Origin of the sequence: Achromobacter spanius (genome assembly GCF_002966795.1) — a bacterium.
GTDB classification, from domain to species: domain Bacteria; phylum Pseudomonadota; class Gammaproteobacteria; order Burkholderiales; family Burkholderiaceae_B; genus Achromobacter; species Achromobacter spanius_D.
Map to the genome: position 1 here is coordinate 2127996 of NZ_CP023270.1, position 15633 is coordinate 2143628.

15 protein-coding genes are annotated in these 15633 nt (G+C 64.5%); 6 read left to right on the top strand and 9 right to left on the bottom strand.

Features of this window, described 5'->3' with window-relative positions:
* Positions 1-9: 9 nt before the first annotated feature.
* The 8 genes from CLM73_RS09470 to CLM73_RS09505 form a co-directional block, all read right to left on the bottom strand.
* Positions 10-300, bottom strand: coding sequence for a cupin domain-containing protein (locus tag CLM73_RS09470; RefSeq protein ID WP_105238216.1), 291 nt, complete (start codon positions 298-300; stop codon positions 10-12).
* Positions 301-336: 36 nt separating this feature from the next.
* Positions 337-1977 carry an ABC transporter ATP-binding protein gene (locus CLM73_RS09475; protein ID WP_105238217.1) on the bottom strand — a complete coding sequence of 547 codons (1641 nt, stop codon included), beginning with the start codon at positions 1975-1977 and terminating at the stop codon, positions 337-339.
* A gap of 9 nt (positions 1978-1986) precedes the next feature.
* The gene (locus tag CLM73_RS09480) at positions 1987-2826 is read right to left on the bottom strand and encodes an ABC transporter permease (protein WP_105238218.1); all 840 of its coding nucleotides are present in this window, start codon (positions 2824-2826) and stop codon (positions 1987-1989) included.
* Positions 2823-3830 (bottom strand): ABC transporter permease, encoded by a 1008-nt coding sequence (locus CLM73_RS09485; RefSeq protein ID WP_105238219.1) that lies wholly within the window; start codon positions 3828-3830, stop codon positions 2823-2825. The genes CLM73_RS09480 and CLM73_RS09485 overlap by 4 nt, the downstream gene beginning before the upstream one ends.
* Before the next feature lie 99 nt (positions 3831-3929).
* Complete coding sequence (locus tag CLM73_RS09490; RefSeq protein WP_199778272.1) at positions 3930-5507, bottom strand: ABC transporter substrate-binding protein; 1578 nt, start codon at positions 5505-5507, stop codon at positions 3930-3932.
* A gap of 336 nt (positions 5508-5843) precedes the next feature.
* A complete protein-coding gene (locus CLM73_RS09495) occupies positions 5844-7088 on the bottom strand; it encodes a Zn-dependent hydrolase (protein WP_105238221.1) in 1245 nt (414 codons plus the stop codon).
* Positions 7085-7825, bottom strand: coding sequence for a FadR/GntR family transcriptional regulator (locus tag CLM73_RS09500; RefSeq protein WP_105238222.1), 741 nt, complete (start codon positions 7823-7825; stop codon positions 7085-7087). The genes CLM73_RS09495 and CLM73_RS09500 overlap by 4 nt, the downstream gene beginning before the upstream one ends.
* A gap of 141 nt (positions 7826-7966) precedes the next feature.
* On the bottom strand, positions 7967-8230 hold the full coding sequence (locus CLM73_RS09505) for a hypothetical protein (protein ID WP_105238223.1): 264 nt from the start codon (positions 8228-8230) through the stop codon (positions 7967-7969).
* A gap of 155 nt (positions 8231-8385) precedes the next feature.
* On the opposite strand from CLM73_RS09505, the gene hemN reads away from it, so the two are divergent.
* On the top strand, positions 8386-9816 hold the full coding sequence (gene hemN / locus CLM73_RS09510; protein WP_105238224.1) for an oxygen-independent coproporphyrinogen III oxidase: 1431 nt from the start codon (positions 8386-8388) through the stop codon (positions 9814-9816).
* 30 nt (positions 9817-9846) lie between these two features.
* On the opposite strand, the gene CLM73_RS09515 is transcribed toward hemN, so the two are convergent.
* Positions 9847-10560, bottom strand: coding sequence for a response regulator transcription factor (locus CLM73_RS09515; RefSeq protein WP_105238225.1), 714 nt, complete (start codon positions 10558-10560; stop codon positions 9847-9849).
* 562 nt (positions 10561-11122) lie between these two features.
* Between CLM73_RS09515 and thrS the strand changes: the two genes are divergently transcribed.
* The 5 genes from thrS (at position 11123) to CLM73_RS09540 (ending at position 15595) form a co-directional block, all read left to right on the top strand.
* Positions 11123-13075: a threonine--tRNA ligase gene (thrS, locus tag CLM73_RS09520; protein ID WP_105238226.1), complete on the top strand. Its 1953-nt coding sequence runs from the start codon at positions 11123-11125 to the stop codon at positions 13073-13075.
* A gap of 20 nt (positions 13076-13095) precedes the next feature.
* On the top strand, positions 13096-13647 hold the full coding sequence (gene infC, locus CLM73_RS09525; RefSeq protein ID WP_076812461.1) for a translation initiation factor IF-3: 552 nt from the start codon (positions 13096-13098) through the stop codon (positions 13645-13647).
* Between the two features lie 166 nt (positions 13648-13813).
* Positions 13814-14800, top strand: coding sequence for a glutathione synthase (gene gshB / locus CLM73_RS09530; protein ID WP_105238227.1), 987 nt, complete (start codon positions 13814-13816; stop codon positions 14798-14800).
* A gap of 15 nt (positions 14801-14815) precedes the next feature.
* Entirely contained in the window at positions 14816-15217 is a 402-nt protein-coding gene (locus CLM73_RS09535; RefSeq protein ID WP_056569684.1) for a PTS sugar transporter subunit IIA, read from the top strand.
* Between the two features lie 108 nt (positions 15218-15325).
* Complete coding sequence (locus CLM73_RS09540) at positions 15326-15595, top strand: HPr family phosphocarrier protein (RefSeq protein ID WP_105238228.1); 270 nt, start codon at positions 15326-15328, stop codon at positions 15593-15595.
* The last annotated feature ends 38 nt before the right edge of the window (positions 15596-15633 follow it).

A 15633-nucleotide genomic window follows, 5' to 3' on the forward strand; every position in this document is an offset into this window, starting at 1 on the left:
GCGCGGAGCTCATGCCCGCTTCAGTTCGATCTCGACGAACACGAATTCCGTGTCGCTGGGATTGATGACGTTGTGCTCCACGCCGACCGGCCGGTAGTACGCCACGCCGGTGGTGAGCTGGCTGGTGACTTGGCCGTTGGGCGTGTCCAGCAGCAGCGGCCCGGTGGTTTGCGGCACCACCACGTAGTTCATGCCATGCCGGTGCCAGCCCGTCTCGCCGCCCGGCGGGAAGCGCCACTCGGTGACGGTGACCAGCTCGTTGTCGATCTGCACGGTGGGTATTGCGGGAGGGCGTTGCATAAGGGGTTCTCCTGAATGGCGATGACGGGATTGCGGTCAGGCGGCCTGCGCCTTGGTCGGGTCCCAATGCTGGCCCGGCACCGCGGCGATCAGCTGGCGCGTGTACGCGTGCTGCGGATTGTCGAAGATCTGCGCGGGCGATCCGTACTCGACCACCTTGCCGCGATGCATGACCAGCACAGAATTGCAGATCTGCGCCGCCACGCGCAGGTCGTGGGTGATGAACACCAGCGCAATCTTCAGCCGCTGCTGCAGGTCGTGCAGCAGTTGCAGCACCTGCGCCTGCACCGACACGTCCAGCGCCGACACCGATTCGTCGGCCACCAGCACCTTGGGTTCCAGCGCCAGCGCGCGCGCGATGCCGATGCGCTGGCGCTGCCCGCCCGAAAACTGGTTGGGATACCGATCAAACGCAGACGGGTCCATCCCCACCAGCGACAGCAGCTCGCGCGCCCGGGCCTCGGCCTGCGCGCGCGCCACGCCGTTGGCGACGGGGCCGTCGCTGATGATGCGGCCCACGGTGTGCCGGGGGTTGAGCGAGGCGAACGGGTCCTGGAAGATCATCTGGATCTCGTGCCGCATCGGCCGAAAGCGCGACTCGGGCAGCGTGGCGATGTCCTGCCCGTTGAACAGCAGTTGGCCGCCATTGATGCCAACCAGCTTGAGCAGGCATTTGCCGATGGTGGACTTGCCGGATCCGGATTCGCCCACGATTCCCAGCGTTTCGCCGCGCCGCACGGCAAAGCTCACGCCGTCCACCGCATGCACCTCGCGCTTGTTGCCCAGCCAGCCATGGCCGATCACGTAGGTCTTTTTCAGGTCTTTCACTTCCAGGACCGGGCGGTCGTCCGCGATCCCGGCGCGTTCCTCGCCGCGCCGGTGCGGCACCGCCGCGATCAGGCGCTGGGTATACGGATGGCGCGGACGGTTGAGCACGTCGTCGGCCGGACCTTGCTCGACCAGGATGCCCTTCTCCATGACGGCCACGCGATGGGCGATCTCGGCCACCACGCCGAAGTCGTGCGTGACGAACATCACGCCCATGCCTTTGGCTTTCTGGATGCGCGCGATCAGCGCCAGGATCTGCGCCTGCGTCGTCACGTCCAGCGCGGTCGTGGGCTCGTCCGCAATCAGCAGGGCGGGTTCCAGCGCCAGCGCCATCGCGATCATCACGCGCTGGCGCTGGCCGCCGGACAGGCGGAACGGATACACGTGATAGAGCGTCGCCGGATCCGGCAGTCCCACGAAATCCAGCAGTTCCAGCGTGCGCTTCAAGCGCTCGGCGCCCGGATAGGCGTCATGCACGCGCATCACCTCGCTGATCTGCTCGCCCACCGTCATCAGCGGGTTCAGGGCCGACAGCGGCTCCTGGAAGATCATCGCCATGTCCTTGCCGCGCATCGCCTGCAGCGCGGGTTCCTCCAGCTGCAGCAGATCCTGGCCGCGGAACAGGATGCGCCCCTGCTGCGGTGTCAGGTAGTCGGGCAGCAGCCCCATGATGGCGTTGGCGCTCATGGACTTGCCCGACCCGGATTCACCGACGATGCACAGGATTTCCCCCGCGCGGATGTCGTACGAGACGTCCTGTACTGCATAGGGGCGGTCGCCGCCCTTGGGCAGCGCGATCGTCAGGTTCTGGATGGACAGCAGCGGCGTCGATTCTGGGGTTTCAGTCATGCCGGCCTCCTATTCGCCGCGCTTGCGCAGTTGCGGGTTGAGGGCGTCGTTCAGGCCTTCGCCGATCAGGTTGATGGCCAGCACGGTCAGCAGGATGGCGACACCGGGCCACACGCTCATCCACCACGCTTCGCGGATCATCGTGCGCGCCGCGCCGATCATGAAGCCCCAGCTCATCAGGTTGCGGTCGCCCAAGCCCAGGAACGACAGCGACGATTCCGTCAGGATGGCGGTCGCCACCATGAACGAGGCCGACACGATGATGGGCGACATGGCGTTGGGCAGGATCTGCGTGCCCACGATGCGCGCTGGCGTCTGGCCGATGACGATGGCCGCCTGCACGAACTCGCGCTGCTTGAGCGTCATGAACTCCGACCGCACCAGGCGCGCGGCCGGCGGCCACGACACCACGGCGATCGCGCCCATGATCGAGTACACCGACGGACTCAGGATGGCGACCAGCACCACGGCCATGGCCAGTTGCGGAATGGTCTGGAAGAACTCGGTGAATCGCATCAGCGCGTCGTCCACGCGGCCGCCGCAATAACCGGCCACCGAACCCACCAGGATGCCGAACAGCAGCGCCACGGCGGTCGACAGCAGGCCCACCATCAGCGATACGCGCGCGCCCCACACCAGGCCCGCCGTGATGTCGCGTCCCAGCATGTCCGTGCCGAACGGATAGTCCGCATTGGTGAAGGGCGGGATCAGCGGATCGGCCACCATCATCCACGGCGATTCCTCATACAGCAGAGGCGCCGCCAGGGCCACGGCCACCACGATCAGCATGATGATCAGGCCGGCCACCGCTCCGTAATTGCGCATGTAGCGTTGGGCAAATGACTTCATGCGGAGGCTCCTTGCTGCGCACCCGCGCCGATGCGCGGATCGATCAGGCGGTACAGCACGTCGGTCAACAGGTTGAAGACGACGACCATGATGGAAGTGACCAGGAAGATGCCCAAGAGGAGCTGGTAGTCGCGTTGCAGCAGGGCGTCGAACATCAGGCGTCCGATGCCGGGCCACGCGAAGACGGTTTCGGTCAGGACCGCGCCGCCCGCCATCTGCCCAAGCTGGATGCCGGCAAATGTGATGACCGGCAGCAGCGCGTTGCGCAGCACGTGCGCGCGGATCACGCGGCTGGGGCTCACGCCCTTGGCGCGGGCCGTCTTCACGAAGTCCATGCCGATCACTTCCAGCATCGACGCGCGGGTCAGCCGCACATAGACGGCCATGAAGAAGCAGCCCAGCGTCACGGTCGGCAGGATGAGGTGCAGGGCGATGTCGCCCGCGCGCGCCCAGCCGGTCAGGTTGGCGCCCACGGTTTCCATGCCGAATGCCGGCAGCCAGCCCAGCACCACCGAAAACAGCAGGATGCCCATCAGCGACAGCCAGAAGAGCGGCGTGGCGTACAGGAGCAGGGCGCCGGTCATCACCGAGCTGTCGATCCAGCGGCGCTTGTTGCGGTAGCGCGCCTTGGCCGCCACCACGCCCAGCAACACGCCCAGCACGATGGAAAACACGAAGGCGCACGACATCAGGAGGAAGGTGGCGGGCAGCCGCTCGACGATCAGGTCCAGCACCGGCACGTGATTGCGGTACGAAAAGCCCAGGTCCAGCTGCACCACGCCCTTCAGATACAGCAGGAGCTGCGTCAGGATCGGCTTGTCCAGCCCGAAGGCGACGCGCAACTGGTCCACGTAGGCGGCATCGCCCGCGCCGGCCTGGCCGGCCAGCACGGCGGCGGGGTCGCCGGGCGCCAGCCGTATCAGGAAGAAATTGATGATCACCACGCCCAGCACCACCACCAGGGCCTTGCCGACGCGGGAAAGCAGGAAAGACAGGAATCTCATGCTCGGGTCCTTTCAGGACGGGCCTTGCCGGCGGCAAGCGGGCCCATCGCGCAGCCGGGCGCTGCCGCGGGCGAACCCACGGCAGCATCCTGGCAGCACTTACTTCTTCTCGATGTAGACGTCGTCGAACGACTCGTTCAGACCGATGGCGGTCTTGACCAGGTTCTTCACGTTGGCGCGAGACAGGGTGGGGAACTCCATGTCGACCAGGAAGCCATTGGCGACTTCGTTCACGAGCGTCGTCTGGATCTTGGTGTAGAGTTCCTGGCGCTTGGCCGGATCGACCTCGGAGGCGGCGGCCTCCCACAGCTTGTCGGTCTCGGGGTTGCTGTATCCCTGCACGTTGGCAAAGGGCGATCCCTTGACGATGTTCGACGAGATGTACAACCGCTGCACGCCCAGCGCGGGGTCGCCGTACTGGTAGGTGAAGGTGGTGGTCAGGTCGAAGTCCCAGTTGCCGGTGCGGCTGGCCCAGCCGCCCGCGTCGGTCGATTCCACGTTCACCTTGAAGCCAAGCTGCTCCAGCGCCTGCTTGGTGTATTCGCCCAGCCGGTCCCAGGTCGAGCCGTACGGGAAGCTCAACTGGCGGATCGTGTAGTCGCCCGGCTTGATGCCCGATTCCTTGATGAGCGCGCGCGCCTTCTTCATGTCGAACGGCATCGGCGGCATGTTCTTGTCGTAGAACATCTCGGTCGTCACGAACGGGCTGGTCGACACCTTGCCCAGGCCGAAGAAGATGTTGTTGACCACCATGTTGCGGTTCATGGCCGCCATCACCGCCTGACGCACCTTCAGATTGTCGAAGGGCGGCTTGCGCATGTTGAAGATCAGGTACGCCTGCGGCGAGAACATCTCCCAGCCCGCGGTGGTGTATTCCACGTTGGGCAGGCCGCGCAGGCGCTTGATGTCGACGTTGTCCACGTCGCCGCCGCGCAGCACGTCCACGCTGCCGCGCTCGAACGCCACGGCACGCGAGGCCGCATCGGGAATCACGTTGAACACCAGCTCATCCAGATAGGGCTTGCCCGGCTTCCAGTAGTCCGGATTGCGCGCCAGCTTGATGTATTCGCCGCGCTTCCATTCCTTGAAGATGAAGGGGCCAGTGCCCACGGGCTTCTGGTTGGCGGGGTTGGTCATGTAGTCCGTGCCGGCGTACAGATGCTTGGGCATCATGGGCGCAAAGCCGGGTTCGAACATCAGCATGAAGGCCGGGAACGGCGTCTTCAGCTTGATGACCACGGTCTTGGCGTCCGGCGCCGTCACGGAATCGACGAACTTGTTCAGGATGACGCGGGCGCGCGCGTGGGTCTTGGGCAGCATCTCCGCCAGCGAGAACACCACGTCTTCGGAGGTGAAGGGCTTGCCGTCATGCCACTTCACGTTGTCCTGCAGATGGAAGGTGTAGGTCAGCCCGTCCGCTGCAGCTTCCCAGGACTTGGCCAGGCCAGGCTGCGGCTTCAAGTCGGTGGAGTAGGTCAGCAGGCTTTCGTAGATCTTGCCCGCGACGAATTGCGTCGGCCCCTGCTGATTGATGGCCGTCACGATGACCGGCGGTTCGGGCTGGACGATCATGTTCAGCGTGCCGCCCTTGGTCTGGGCCAACGCTTGCGTGGCGGGCAGCGCGGCCGCAAGGACCATTGCGCCGATGCTTAGGGAAAACCAGTTTTTCGATTTCACTGCGAGCCTCCGGGCTGGAAAGGGTCGGACAGGCGGCCGCTCGGACGCGGCGAATGCCGTGCCGAATCAAGCAAACCTCATGCCACCTGCGTTTCTCGGGTACTGCGGATGGAGCTGCTGCAACAATGCTTCGTTCAGGTGCTGGTTAAGGCGCCGCGCACCAATGCGGAGAAATTAGTGGTGCTTCGCCGGGGCGTCTGTGTCCCTGGCGTTGGTGGACGCGGCTGCGTCGGCGGCTACGGTGCGGTGAATGTCCGGCTGCAAGTTTTTCCCCTTTGCATTTTTGTTGGACGAATCAGGCGTGCTGGCTACGGCTTGGGCAAATCACTCCGGGCGCTAACTGGCGCCATTGGCTCGCGCCACCATGGCGTCGAGCAAGACGTTGCATCCGGCCTCCAGATGCTCGGGCCGGGCGTCTTCGATTTCGTTGTGGCTGATGCCGTCCTTGCACGGCACGAAGATCATGGCGGTAGGCGCGACGGCGGCCATGTAGACGGCGTCGTGTCCGGCGCCGGTGACGATGTTCATGGCGGGCAGGCCGCGGTTCGCCGCGCCCTTGCGCACCTTGTCGACCAGATCCGTATCGAATGGCGTCGGCGGGAAATACTGCACGTCCTTCACGTCGACGTGCACGCCGTGCGCGACCGCGATGTCGTCGCAGACGCGCCGCCAGTCCTGGTCCATGCGGGTCAAAGTCGCCTCGTCTTCGTGGCGCAGGTCGGTGGTGAAACGCACCTGGCCCGGGATCACGTTGCGCGAGCCCGGATGGGCGTGGATCTCGCCCACGGTCCCGCGTCCGTGCGGCTGGTGGGTGTTGGCAATGTTCACGACGGCCTGGAGCAAAAAGCTGGTGGCAAAGAGGGCGTCGCGGCGGATCGCCATGGGCGTCGGACCGGCGTGCATTTCCATGCCGGTCACCGTGACGTCGTACCAGCGCAGGCCCAGCGATCCCGTCACCACGCCGACGGTCTTTTCCTCGTGCTCCAGGATCGGGCCCTGCTCGATGTGCGCCTCGAAGTACGCGTCGACCGGGCGGCCGCCCACGGGATCGGCGCCCGCATACCCGATGGCGGCAAGCTCGTCGCGTACGCTGATGCCCTGCGCGTCGCGGGCCGACAACGCGGTCTCCAACGGAAACTTGCCGGCAAATACCCCCGATCCCATCATGACGGGCACGAAGCGCGACCCTTCCTCGTTGGTCCAGATGGCCACTTCCAGCGGGGCTTCGGTCTGCACGCCCGCGTCGTTCAAGGTGCGGATGACTTCAAGCCCGGCCAGCACGCCATAACAGCCATCGAACTTGCCGCCCGTGGGCTGCGTGTCGATGTGGCTACCCGTCATGACGGGCGGCAGGCTGTCGTCGCGGCCCGCGCGCCGGGCAAAGATGTTGCCCACCTGGTCCACGCGCACCGTCATGCCGGCATCGCGCATCCAGCCGGTCACCAGATCACGCCCCTGGCCATCGAGCGCGGTGAGCGCCAGGCGGCAGTTGCCGCCCTTGGGCGTCGCGCCAATCTGCGCAAGATCCATCAGGGACTGCCACAGCCGGTTGCCGTTGATGGACAGGGTGGATGTCGTCATAGGTCGCCTCGGGGGTTGGAAACGTCGCCAAAATCCTCGCGCAGACGCGCCAGGATGCCAAGCAGGTGTGCGTGCATGGCGTGGCGCGCCCGGATGGGGTCGCGCGCCACGATCGCGTTCAGAATGCGCTGGTGTTCGGCGTGGGCGACGGCCCACACCTTGGCGTCGACGAAGTAGTCCTGCATCCGGCGGTACACCGAGCTGGACTGGGTCAGGTTCCACAGATGGCCCACCGCGGCGGCCAGCGCGGCGTTGCCGCAGGCGGCGGCGATCGTGCCGTGAAACTCTCGGTCGTGCCGTCCCGGCGAATCCGTCAAGGACATGCCCTCATGCGCCGCGAGAATCGCCGCAAGCTGGGCGGGCGTGGCGTGCTGGGCGGCCATGCCGGCGCATTCGGGTTCGATGATGAGGCGGGCTTCAAGCAGGTCGAACGGCCCGATGTCGTCGGCGCTTTGTGCCGCACTGGCGTTCGGTCCGGCGGCCCACGCCGCACCGCCGCCTTCCTTGTCGGCCACGAATACGCCGGTGCCGACGCGGACCTCGACGTAGCCCTCGATCTCAAGCGCGATCAGCGCTTCCCGGATCGACGCGCGGCTGACCTGCAACTGTTCGGCCAGATCCCGTTCCGATGGCAACCGCCGGCCGCGCGGGAAGTCGCCGGCCCGGATGCGTCCCGCGATCTGGTCGGCGATCATGCGATACAGGCGGGTGACAGCGACGGCTTGGAAGGTGCTCATCGGGCGGTCTGCACAAAGGGTTGGCCTGGTGGTCAGGCCACCAATATAGGCACCTCGCCTTTGAAACAAAAGGGGAAACCGCCGCTTTCAGGGAAAACGATGTGAGGGATACTCCCGCTGTTCGTCTGGTGGTCAGGCCAGTCAGGCGTCGTCGTCCGGCTCGGGCGTCTGCGTGAAGGCGCGCACCAGCCGGGCGATGCCGTCCAGTTCGTCATGCGCGCCCACCACCCATTCCGGCTTGCCGAACGGGCTATCCGCCGGCGTGTTGTCCAGATTGGTCTTCAGGTCGCCCAGGAGTTCCAGCGCCATGTCGGTGGCCTGGGGGCTGCTGCGGGTCGACAGGGCGATCGCGATCGCCAGCGCCTGGCGCATGGCCAGCAGGCGGCCTTCCAGTTCGGTTTCCATTGCTTGATCCTTGTTTGCTGCGGGAATCGCGGCATTTTACGGGGCGGGGTCTGCGGCAGGCACGCACGGGAAAACTTTGCCCCGCGGCAGACACGGTGCTCGCCGTTTGCGCAAGATCAATGTGCGGGGGGCGGGGCAGGCGAATAATCCGGGTTATGCAAGCCGCTCTACGCCCTCAATCTTCGGAATCGCCGGCGCCCGCCACCGCCGAGCCGTTTTTTCCACCCCAACTGCTGGCCCGGTTGGACAAGAACGGGCCGCGGTACACGTCGTATCCCACCGCAGACCGTTATCACGGCAGCTTCGGCGAGCAAGACTACCGCCTCGCCCTGCAGCAGCGGCGCGCAACCAGTCCGGCCGAGCCGCTGTCGCTCTACGTACACATCCCTTTCTGCGAATCGGTCTGTTATTACTGCGCCTGTAACAAGGTGGTGACGCGCCACCACGACCGCGCCGCCCGCTACCTGGATGCGCTATCCAGCGAAATCGCCCTGCATGTGCAGGAACTCGGGCCGGGCGTGCCGGTGTCGCAGCTGCATTTTGGGGGCGGCACCCCCACGTTCCTGTCCAACGAAGAACTGGCGCGGCTGATGGGCGACCTGCGCGGCGCCTTCCGCTTCGAGCCCGATGCCGAAATTTCCGTCGAAGTCGACCCCCGTACCGCAACGCCCGAACGTCTGGCTTTCCTGCAGCAATTGGGCTTCAACCGCCTGAGCTTCGGCGTGCAGGATTTCGACGAACGGGTGCAGGTCGCGGTGCACCGGGTCCAATCGTACGAAGACGTTGCCGCGCTGATGCACAGCGCGCGGGCGTTGGGCTACGCGTCGGTCAACGTGGACCTCATCTACGGCCTGCCGCTTCAAACCACCGAATCTTTCGCCCGGACCATTGAGCAAGTCATCTCACTGCGCCCCGACCGCATCGCGCTCTACGCCTACGCGCATTTGCCCGAGCGCTTCAAGCCGCAGCGCCGCATTCAAGAAGCCGACCTGCCGGACCGCGCCACGCGCGTCGGCCTGCTCAGTTCCGCCATCCAGGGCTTCCTGGGGCAGGGCTACACGTATATCGGCATGGACCATTTCGCGTTGAACACCGACGCGCTGGCCATTGCCAAGCAGCGCGGCGAACTGCACCGCAATTTCCAGGGCTACAGCACGCAACCGGACCGCGACCTCGTCGCACTGGGCGTGTCGGCCATCGGCCGCATCGGCGACACCTACAGCCAGAACGCCAAGATTCTCGACGAATACTACGCGGCCATCGAATCCGGAAAGTTCGCTGTCGAACGCGGCCTGGCGCTTAGCCCCGACGATCTGGTCCGCCGCGAAGTCATCATGGACATCATGTGCCAGGGCCGCGTGGACTTTGCCCGCATCGAGGCCAAGCATGGCCTGCAGTTCGGCGATTACTTCAGCCGCGAACTCTCGCAGGTGGCCAGCCTGGCCGAATTGGGTCTGGTGAATCTGCACCTGGGCGAGCTGCGGGTCACCGGCCTGGGCTGGTACTTCGTGCGGGCCGTGGCCATGGCCTTCGACAAATACCTGCGCTCGGCCATTCCCACCGCCACGTACTCCCGCATCATCTGATCGCTCGCGCGGCCCGAAGGGGCCGCGCCTTCATTCTGCAAATTTGTCGCGCAGGTACAGCGCCAGCGACAGATCATCGGACAGCCCCAGCTTGCGCATTGCGCGGCGCTTGTGCGTGCTGACCGTCTTCTTGCTGCGCACCAGCCGCCCCGCGATCTGGGTCACCGACAGGCCTTGTCTGATGTGACGCAGCACTTCCACTTCCGACGTCGTCAGCAGCGCGTGCGGGGCCGTCGGCTCCATGCCGCGGATTTCTCCGTCTTCAACCGTCAGGAAAGGCGTCTTGGCCTCGACGACGCCGCGGATCATGTCCGGCAGCAGGACCAGACCCCATTGCTTTGCCAGGTAGCCGGCGGCGCCGGCCCGATAGGCCGCGTACTCGGTCTCCTGGCGGTTGCCGGCCGAGAACGTGATGACCGCCATGTTGGGGTGATAGCGGCGCACCCGCCGCAGGTAATTGACGCCGTCGACGGGTTCCAGCGGCAGATAGAAGTCGATCAGCGCGACATCGCAGGGATGCTTCGCCAGTTTTTCGAGCAGCGCGCGTGCCGAGGTTTCGCGGTGAACCACATGAAAGCCCGGGCGGCTTTCCAGGAACGCGCCAATGCCCAGTGCAACCACGGGATGGTCGTCCAGGACCGCGACGCGGATGACCGGCGGCGGCCGCGACAACAACAGGTGCTTTTGGATTTCAAGGCCGTCCGCCGGCGCGACAAGCGGGCCGTGAAGCGAGCCGCCGGTCATCTGGCTTGCAGTCTCTGAAACGCGATTCATCGTTGCTCCACGATCGGATTGGGGTCTAGGGCGATCCGCGCGGCCACGAGGCGGCGGTCGCTGGCGCATTTCCGTGCGCGGCCCTGAAATTCGTGGGCAGATTACGTGTTCGGCGCGCGTTTGGGTCGCAAAACGGGCCAAAATCAGACCGATCCACCAGCGCTAAACATCTCACCGTGGCCCCCTGGCGCTCCCTGCAATCCTCCGTGGCGTTTTCACCACGGGCAGCGCGCAAACGGTGCTACAATCGGCAACGATCCATGCAGCTTTTTCGGCTGCATTTGTTTTGCTGCACCTTGATCCGCGCCTCGCATTGCGCGCACCAACAGGCCCAAACATGTTTTTCCCGCCCGCACGAACTACGACCCGGAACTTTCGCCCCATGTCGCGTTAGTTTTTTCGTGCGTCGGGTTTCACCGTGTCAGGTCAGCGGTAGGACTCATCAAGACAATCAAATGAACGCGGCTACCAGGCCGCGTTTTTCGTTTCTGTTTTCGTTTTTCAGTTCCAAGAACCCCAGGAAGCACTCCCGATGGTACAGATCACATTGCCCGATGGTTCGCAGCGCCAATTTCCGGGACCGGTAACGGTCGCCGAAGTGGCGCAATCGATCGGTACGGGCCTGGCGAAGGCCGCCCTGGGCGGCCGCGTGACGTTCGACGGCTCGGAATCCAAGCTCGTCGACACCAGTTTCTGCATCTCGGAAGACGCCCGTCTGGCCATCGTGACGGCCAAGGACGCGGACGGCCTGGATCTGATCCGCCACTCGACCGCCCACCTGCTGGCCTACGCCGTCAAGGAGCTCTTCCCTGACGCCCAGGTCACCATCGGCCCCGTGATCGACAACGGCTTCTACTACGACTTCTCGTACAAGCGCCCGTTCACGCCGGAAGACCTGGCCGCCATCGAAAAGAAGATGGCCGAACTGGCCAAGAAAGACGAAGTCGTCACGCGCGAAGAATGGTCGCGCGACGACGCCGTCGAATTCTTCAAGGGCATCGGCGAAAAGTACAAGGCGGAAATCATCGCCTCGATCCCGTCCAACGAGCCGCTCAGCCTGTACCGCGAAGGCGATTTCATCGACCTGTGCCGCGGCCCGCACGTGCCGTCCACGGGCAAGCTCAAGGTCTTCAAGCTGATGAAGGTGGCCGGCGCCTACTGGCGCGGCGACAGCAAGAACGAGATGCTCCAGCGCATCTACGGCACCGCCTGGGCAACCAAGGAAGAACAGGAAGCCTACCTGCACATGCTCGAAGAGGCCGAGCGCCGCGACCACCGCAAGATCGGCCGCGAACTCGACCTGTTCCACTTCCAGGACGAGGCCCCGGGCCTGATCTTCTGGCATCCCAAGGGCTGGGCCCTGTGGCAGCAGGTCGAGCAATACATGCGCAGCGTGTACCGCGACAACGGCTACCAGGAAGTCAAGGCGCCGCAGATCCTGGATATTTCGCTCTGGAAGAAGACCGGCCACTGGGACAACTACCGTGAAAACATGTTCACGACCGAGTCCGAAAACCGCGTCTACGGCTTGAAGCCCATGAACTGCCCGGGCCACGTGCAGATCTTCAATGCCGGCCTGCATTCCTACCGTGAACTGCCCCTGCGCTACGGCGAATTCGGCCAGTGCCACCGCAACGAGCCCTCCGGCTCGCTGCACGGCATGATGCGCGTGCGCGGCTTCACGCAGGACGACGGCCACATTTTCTGTACCGAAGAACAGCTCCAGGACGAATGCGCCGATTTCACGGCGCTCCTGCAAAAGGTCTACCGCGACTTCGGCTTTACCGAAGTCCTGTACAAGGTCGCCACGCGCCCCGAAAAGCGCATCGGCACGGACGAAGTCTGGGACACGGCCGAAGCTGCCCTGATGGAAAGCCTGCGGCGCACGGGTTGCGAATTCGAAATCTCGCCGGGCGAGGGCGCCTTCTACGGCCCGAAGGTCGAATACACGCTGAAGGACGCCATCGGCCGTCACTGGCAGTGCGGCACGATCCAGGTCGATTTCTCGATGCCCGTGCGCCTGGGCGCCGAGTACGTGGACCAGAACGATCAGCGCCGTCCGCCGGTCATGCTGCACCGTGCGATCCTCGGTTCGCTCGAGCGCTTCATCGGCATGTTGATCGAAAACCACGCCGGCGCCATGCCGCCCTGGCTGGCTCCGGTGCAAGCAGTTGTATGCTGCATTTCCGAACCTTCGGCCGATTATGCAGCCGAAATTACGCAAAGCCTGAAAAAACAAGGCTTTAGAGTAGAGTCCGATTTGCGTGGTGAAAAAATCACTCGTAAAATTCGGGAACACAGCCTGCAAAAGGTGCCGTACATTCTTGTCGTCGGCGACAAGGAGAAGCAAAACGGCACTGTCGCGGTACGTGGACTGGGCGGCCTGGACCTTGGCGCCATCCCGTTCGACGACTTTGTGTCCCGGTTGTCCGAAGACGTCGCCACCCGTCGCGACGTCAATCAACCCGATAGCAGCGCTGCTTAACATTTCTAGGAGCTTTCAACATCGCCACTGAAAAAGCCAATCGCATCAACGGTGAAATCCGCGTCCCCGAGGTGCGCCTGATAGGTCTGGACGGAGAACAGCTGGGCATCGTCAAGATTGCCGACGCGTTCCGTCTTTCCGAGCAAAACGACGTGGATCTGGTGGAAATCGCGCCGAACGCCGAGCCCCCGGTCTGCCGTTTGATGGACTACGGCAAGTTCAAGTACCAAGAGCAAAAACGCCAAGCCGAGGCCCGCTCCAAGCAGAAGGTCATCCAGGTCAAGGAAGTCAAATTCCGTCCGGCGACCGACGAGGGCGACTACCAGGTCAAGCTGCGCAACCTGCGCCGCTTCCTCGAGGAAGGCGACAAGGCCAAGGTGACGTTGCGTTTCCGTGGCCGCGAAATGGCTCACCAGGAACTTGGCATGCGCGTTCTCGAGCGCGTGCGCGACGATCTCCTGGAGCTTGCCCAGGTCGAAGCCATGCCCAAGCTCGAAGGCCGTCAGATGGTCATGGTGCTGGCGCCGAAGAAGAAGGCTGTGCCTGCAGGCAAGCCCGAATCGGCAGCCTGAGCGCCCGCCGAATCCGGTTCAGGCAAGGCCCAGCCTTGCATTCCTGCAACCCGCCGTGTCCGTCTCGTGACCGGCGGGTTCGCTTATTGGCCGGCTCTACGCTACGATGTCACAAAGCATAGCCGCCTTCCCAGCAGGGGAGGCGGCGTCCGTTCAGGGTGTCGCGATGCACGTTTTGTTCGTTTTGGATCCCTTGCCGCTGCTCAAGGCGTACAAGGATAGTTCGGTCGCCATGATGCGTGCCCTCGTGGCGCGCGGGCACACGCTCAGCGTGGCCATGCAGGGCGACCTCTACATCGAGGCGGGCGTCGTCAAGGCGCAGACCACCCCGATCGAGCTGGTCGCCGATGCCGACCTGCACGGCCACGACTGGTGGCGCGAATCCGCCTCGCAGGATCTGCCGCTGGCGGATTTTGGCGCCGTCGTGATGCGCAAGGACCCCCCGTTCGACATGGAATACGTGTATTCCACGCACCTGCTCGAATACGCCGAGGCGCAGGGCGCCTGCGTGTTCAATGGCGGCGCGGCCATCCGGAACCACCCGGAAAAGCTGGCGATCACTGAAATCAGCGAGTTCACCGCGCCCACGCTGGTCACCCGCAACATGGCCCGCCTCAAGGCGTTCCATGACAAGCACCAGGACGTCATCGTCAAACCGCTGGACGGTATGGGCGGCACGGGCGTGTTCCGCCTGCAGCCCAAAGACCCCAATCTGAACGCCATCCTGGAAACGCTCACCGACAACGGCGCGCGCACCATCATGGCGCAGCGCTTCATCCCTGACATCGTCAAGGGCGACAAGCGCATTCTGCTGATCGGCGGCGAACCCGTGCCGTATTCCCTGGCCCGCATTCCCCTGGCCGGCGAAACGCGCGGCAACCTGGCCGCCGGCGGCCGTGGCGTCGCGCAGGAGCTGTCTGCCCGCGACCGCGAAATCGCCGAAGCCGTGGCGCCCAAGCTGGCCGCCCGCGGCCTGCTGCTGGTTGGCCTGGACGTCATTGGCGACTTCGTCACCGAAGTCAACGTCACCAGCCCCACCTGTTTCGTGGAAATCGCCGAACAGACCGGCTTCGACGTGGCCGGCATGTTCGTGCAGGCGCTCGAAAAGGCCGTGGCGGCCAAGACCGCCGGCTCCGCCTCCGTTGCTGCCTGATTTTTCGGAACCGACATGACCACGGGTATTGTGATCGTCGTGCACGCGCCCCTGGGCGCGGCAATGCGCGAGTGCGCGAGCCACGTCATGGGCGATCTGGACGGCATGCTGGCAATCCATGACATCCTGCCCGAAGACCTGCCGGACGACCTGGCGCCGGACGTCCTGAAAGACATCCTTGAGCAAGACCACGGCGCGGGCGTTCTGGTGCTGACCGACCTGATCGGCGCCACGCCCGCCAATATTTCCAAGCGCGCGGTCGCCGACGCCCAGGCCCAAGGCATCCAGTGCTGTGTGCTCGCGGGACTCAACACCCCGATGCTGCTGCGCGCGTTGACCTACCGCAACCTGCCGTTGGCGGAAACCCGCGAAAAGGCGCTCGCCGGCGGGGTGCAGGGCGTCTTGCGGGTAGACTGACGGGCAGAAAATTGCCCTATTATGTCGGCTATTATTTCAAGCCGACGATCGGTTCGACGATTGGCTGCGATCAACACTGCGGCATAGCCCGCGGTCACCATCTTTCCTATGCCTACTACTGACATTGTCATCAGCAACAAACTGGGATTGCACGCGCGAGCCGCCGCCAAGCTGACGCAGCTTGCCAGCAAGTTCTCCAGCGAGATCTTCATTTCGCGCGGTGCGCAGCGCGTGAACGCCAAGAGCATCATGGGCGTCATGATGCTGGCAGCCGGGCTGGGCGTCACCGTCAAGCTGGAAGCCTCCGGCAACGATGCCGAGCAAGCGCTTTCCGAAATCGAAACTCTGTTCGACAGCAAATTCGGTGAGCAGGAATAGACCTTCTTCTGAAACGGCCGGCCTGGCTCGGGCCGGCT

Coding starts and splice junctions, on each gene's coding strand:
- CLM73_RS09470 (WP_105238216.1), bottom strand. CDS start 300: ATGCAACGCCCTCCCGCAATACCCACCGTGCAGATCGACAACGAGCTG.
- CLM73_RS09500 (WP_105238222.1), bottom strand. CDS start 7,825: ATGAGCACCTTCCAAGCCGTCGCTGTCACCCGCCTGTATCGCATGATC.
- CLM73_RS09535 (WP_056569684.1), top strand. CDS start 14,816: ATGACCACGGGTATTGTGATCGTCGTGCACGCGCCCCTGGGCGCGGCA.
- CLM73_RS09475 (WP_105238217.1), bottom strand. CDS start 1,977: ATGACTGAAACCCCAGAATCGACGCCGCTGCTGTCCATCCAGAACCTG.
- CLM73_RS09485 (WP_105238219.1), bottom strand. CDS start 3,830: ATGAGATTCCTGTCTTTCCTGCTTTCCCGCGTCGGCAAGGCCCTGGTG.
- gshB (WP_105238227.1), top strand. CDS start 13,814: ATGCACGTTTTGTTCGTTTTGGATCCCTTGCCGCTGCTCAAGGCGTAC.
- CLM73_RS09505 (WP_105238223.1), bottom strand. CDS start 8,230: ATGGAAACCGAACTGGAAGGCCGCCTGCTGGCCATGCGCCAGGCGCTG.
- thrS (WP_105238226.1), top strand. CDS start 11,123: ATGGTACAGATCACATTGCCCGATGGTTCGCAGCGCCAATTTCCGGGA.
- CLM73_RS09495 (WP_105238221.1), bottom strand. CDS start 7,088: ATGACGACATCCACCCTGTCCATCAACGGCAACCGGCTGTGGCAGTCC.
- hemN (WP_105238224.1), top strand. CDS start 8,386: ATGCAAGCCGCTCTACGCCCTCAATCTTCGGAATCGCCGGCGCCCGCC.
- CLM73_RS09515 (WP_105238225.1), bottom strand. CDS start 10,560: ATGACCGGCGGCTCGCTTCACGGCCCGCTTGTCGCGCCGGCGGACGGC.
- CLM73_RS09480 (WP_105238218.1), bottom strand. CDS start 2,826: ATGAAGTCATTTGCCCAACGCTACATGCGCAATTACGGAGCGGTGGCC.
- CLM73_RS09540 (WP_105238228.1), top strand. CDS start 15,326: ATGCCTACTACTGACATTGTCATCAGCAACAAACTGGGATTGCACGCG.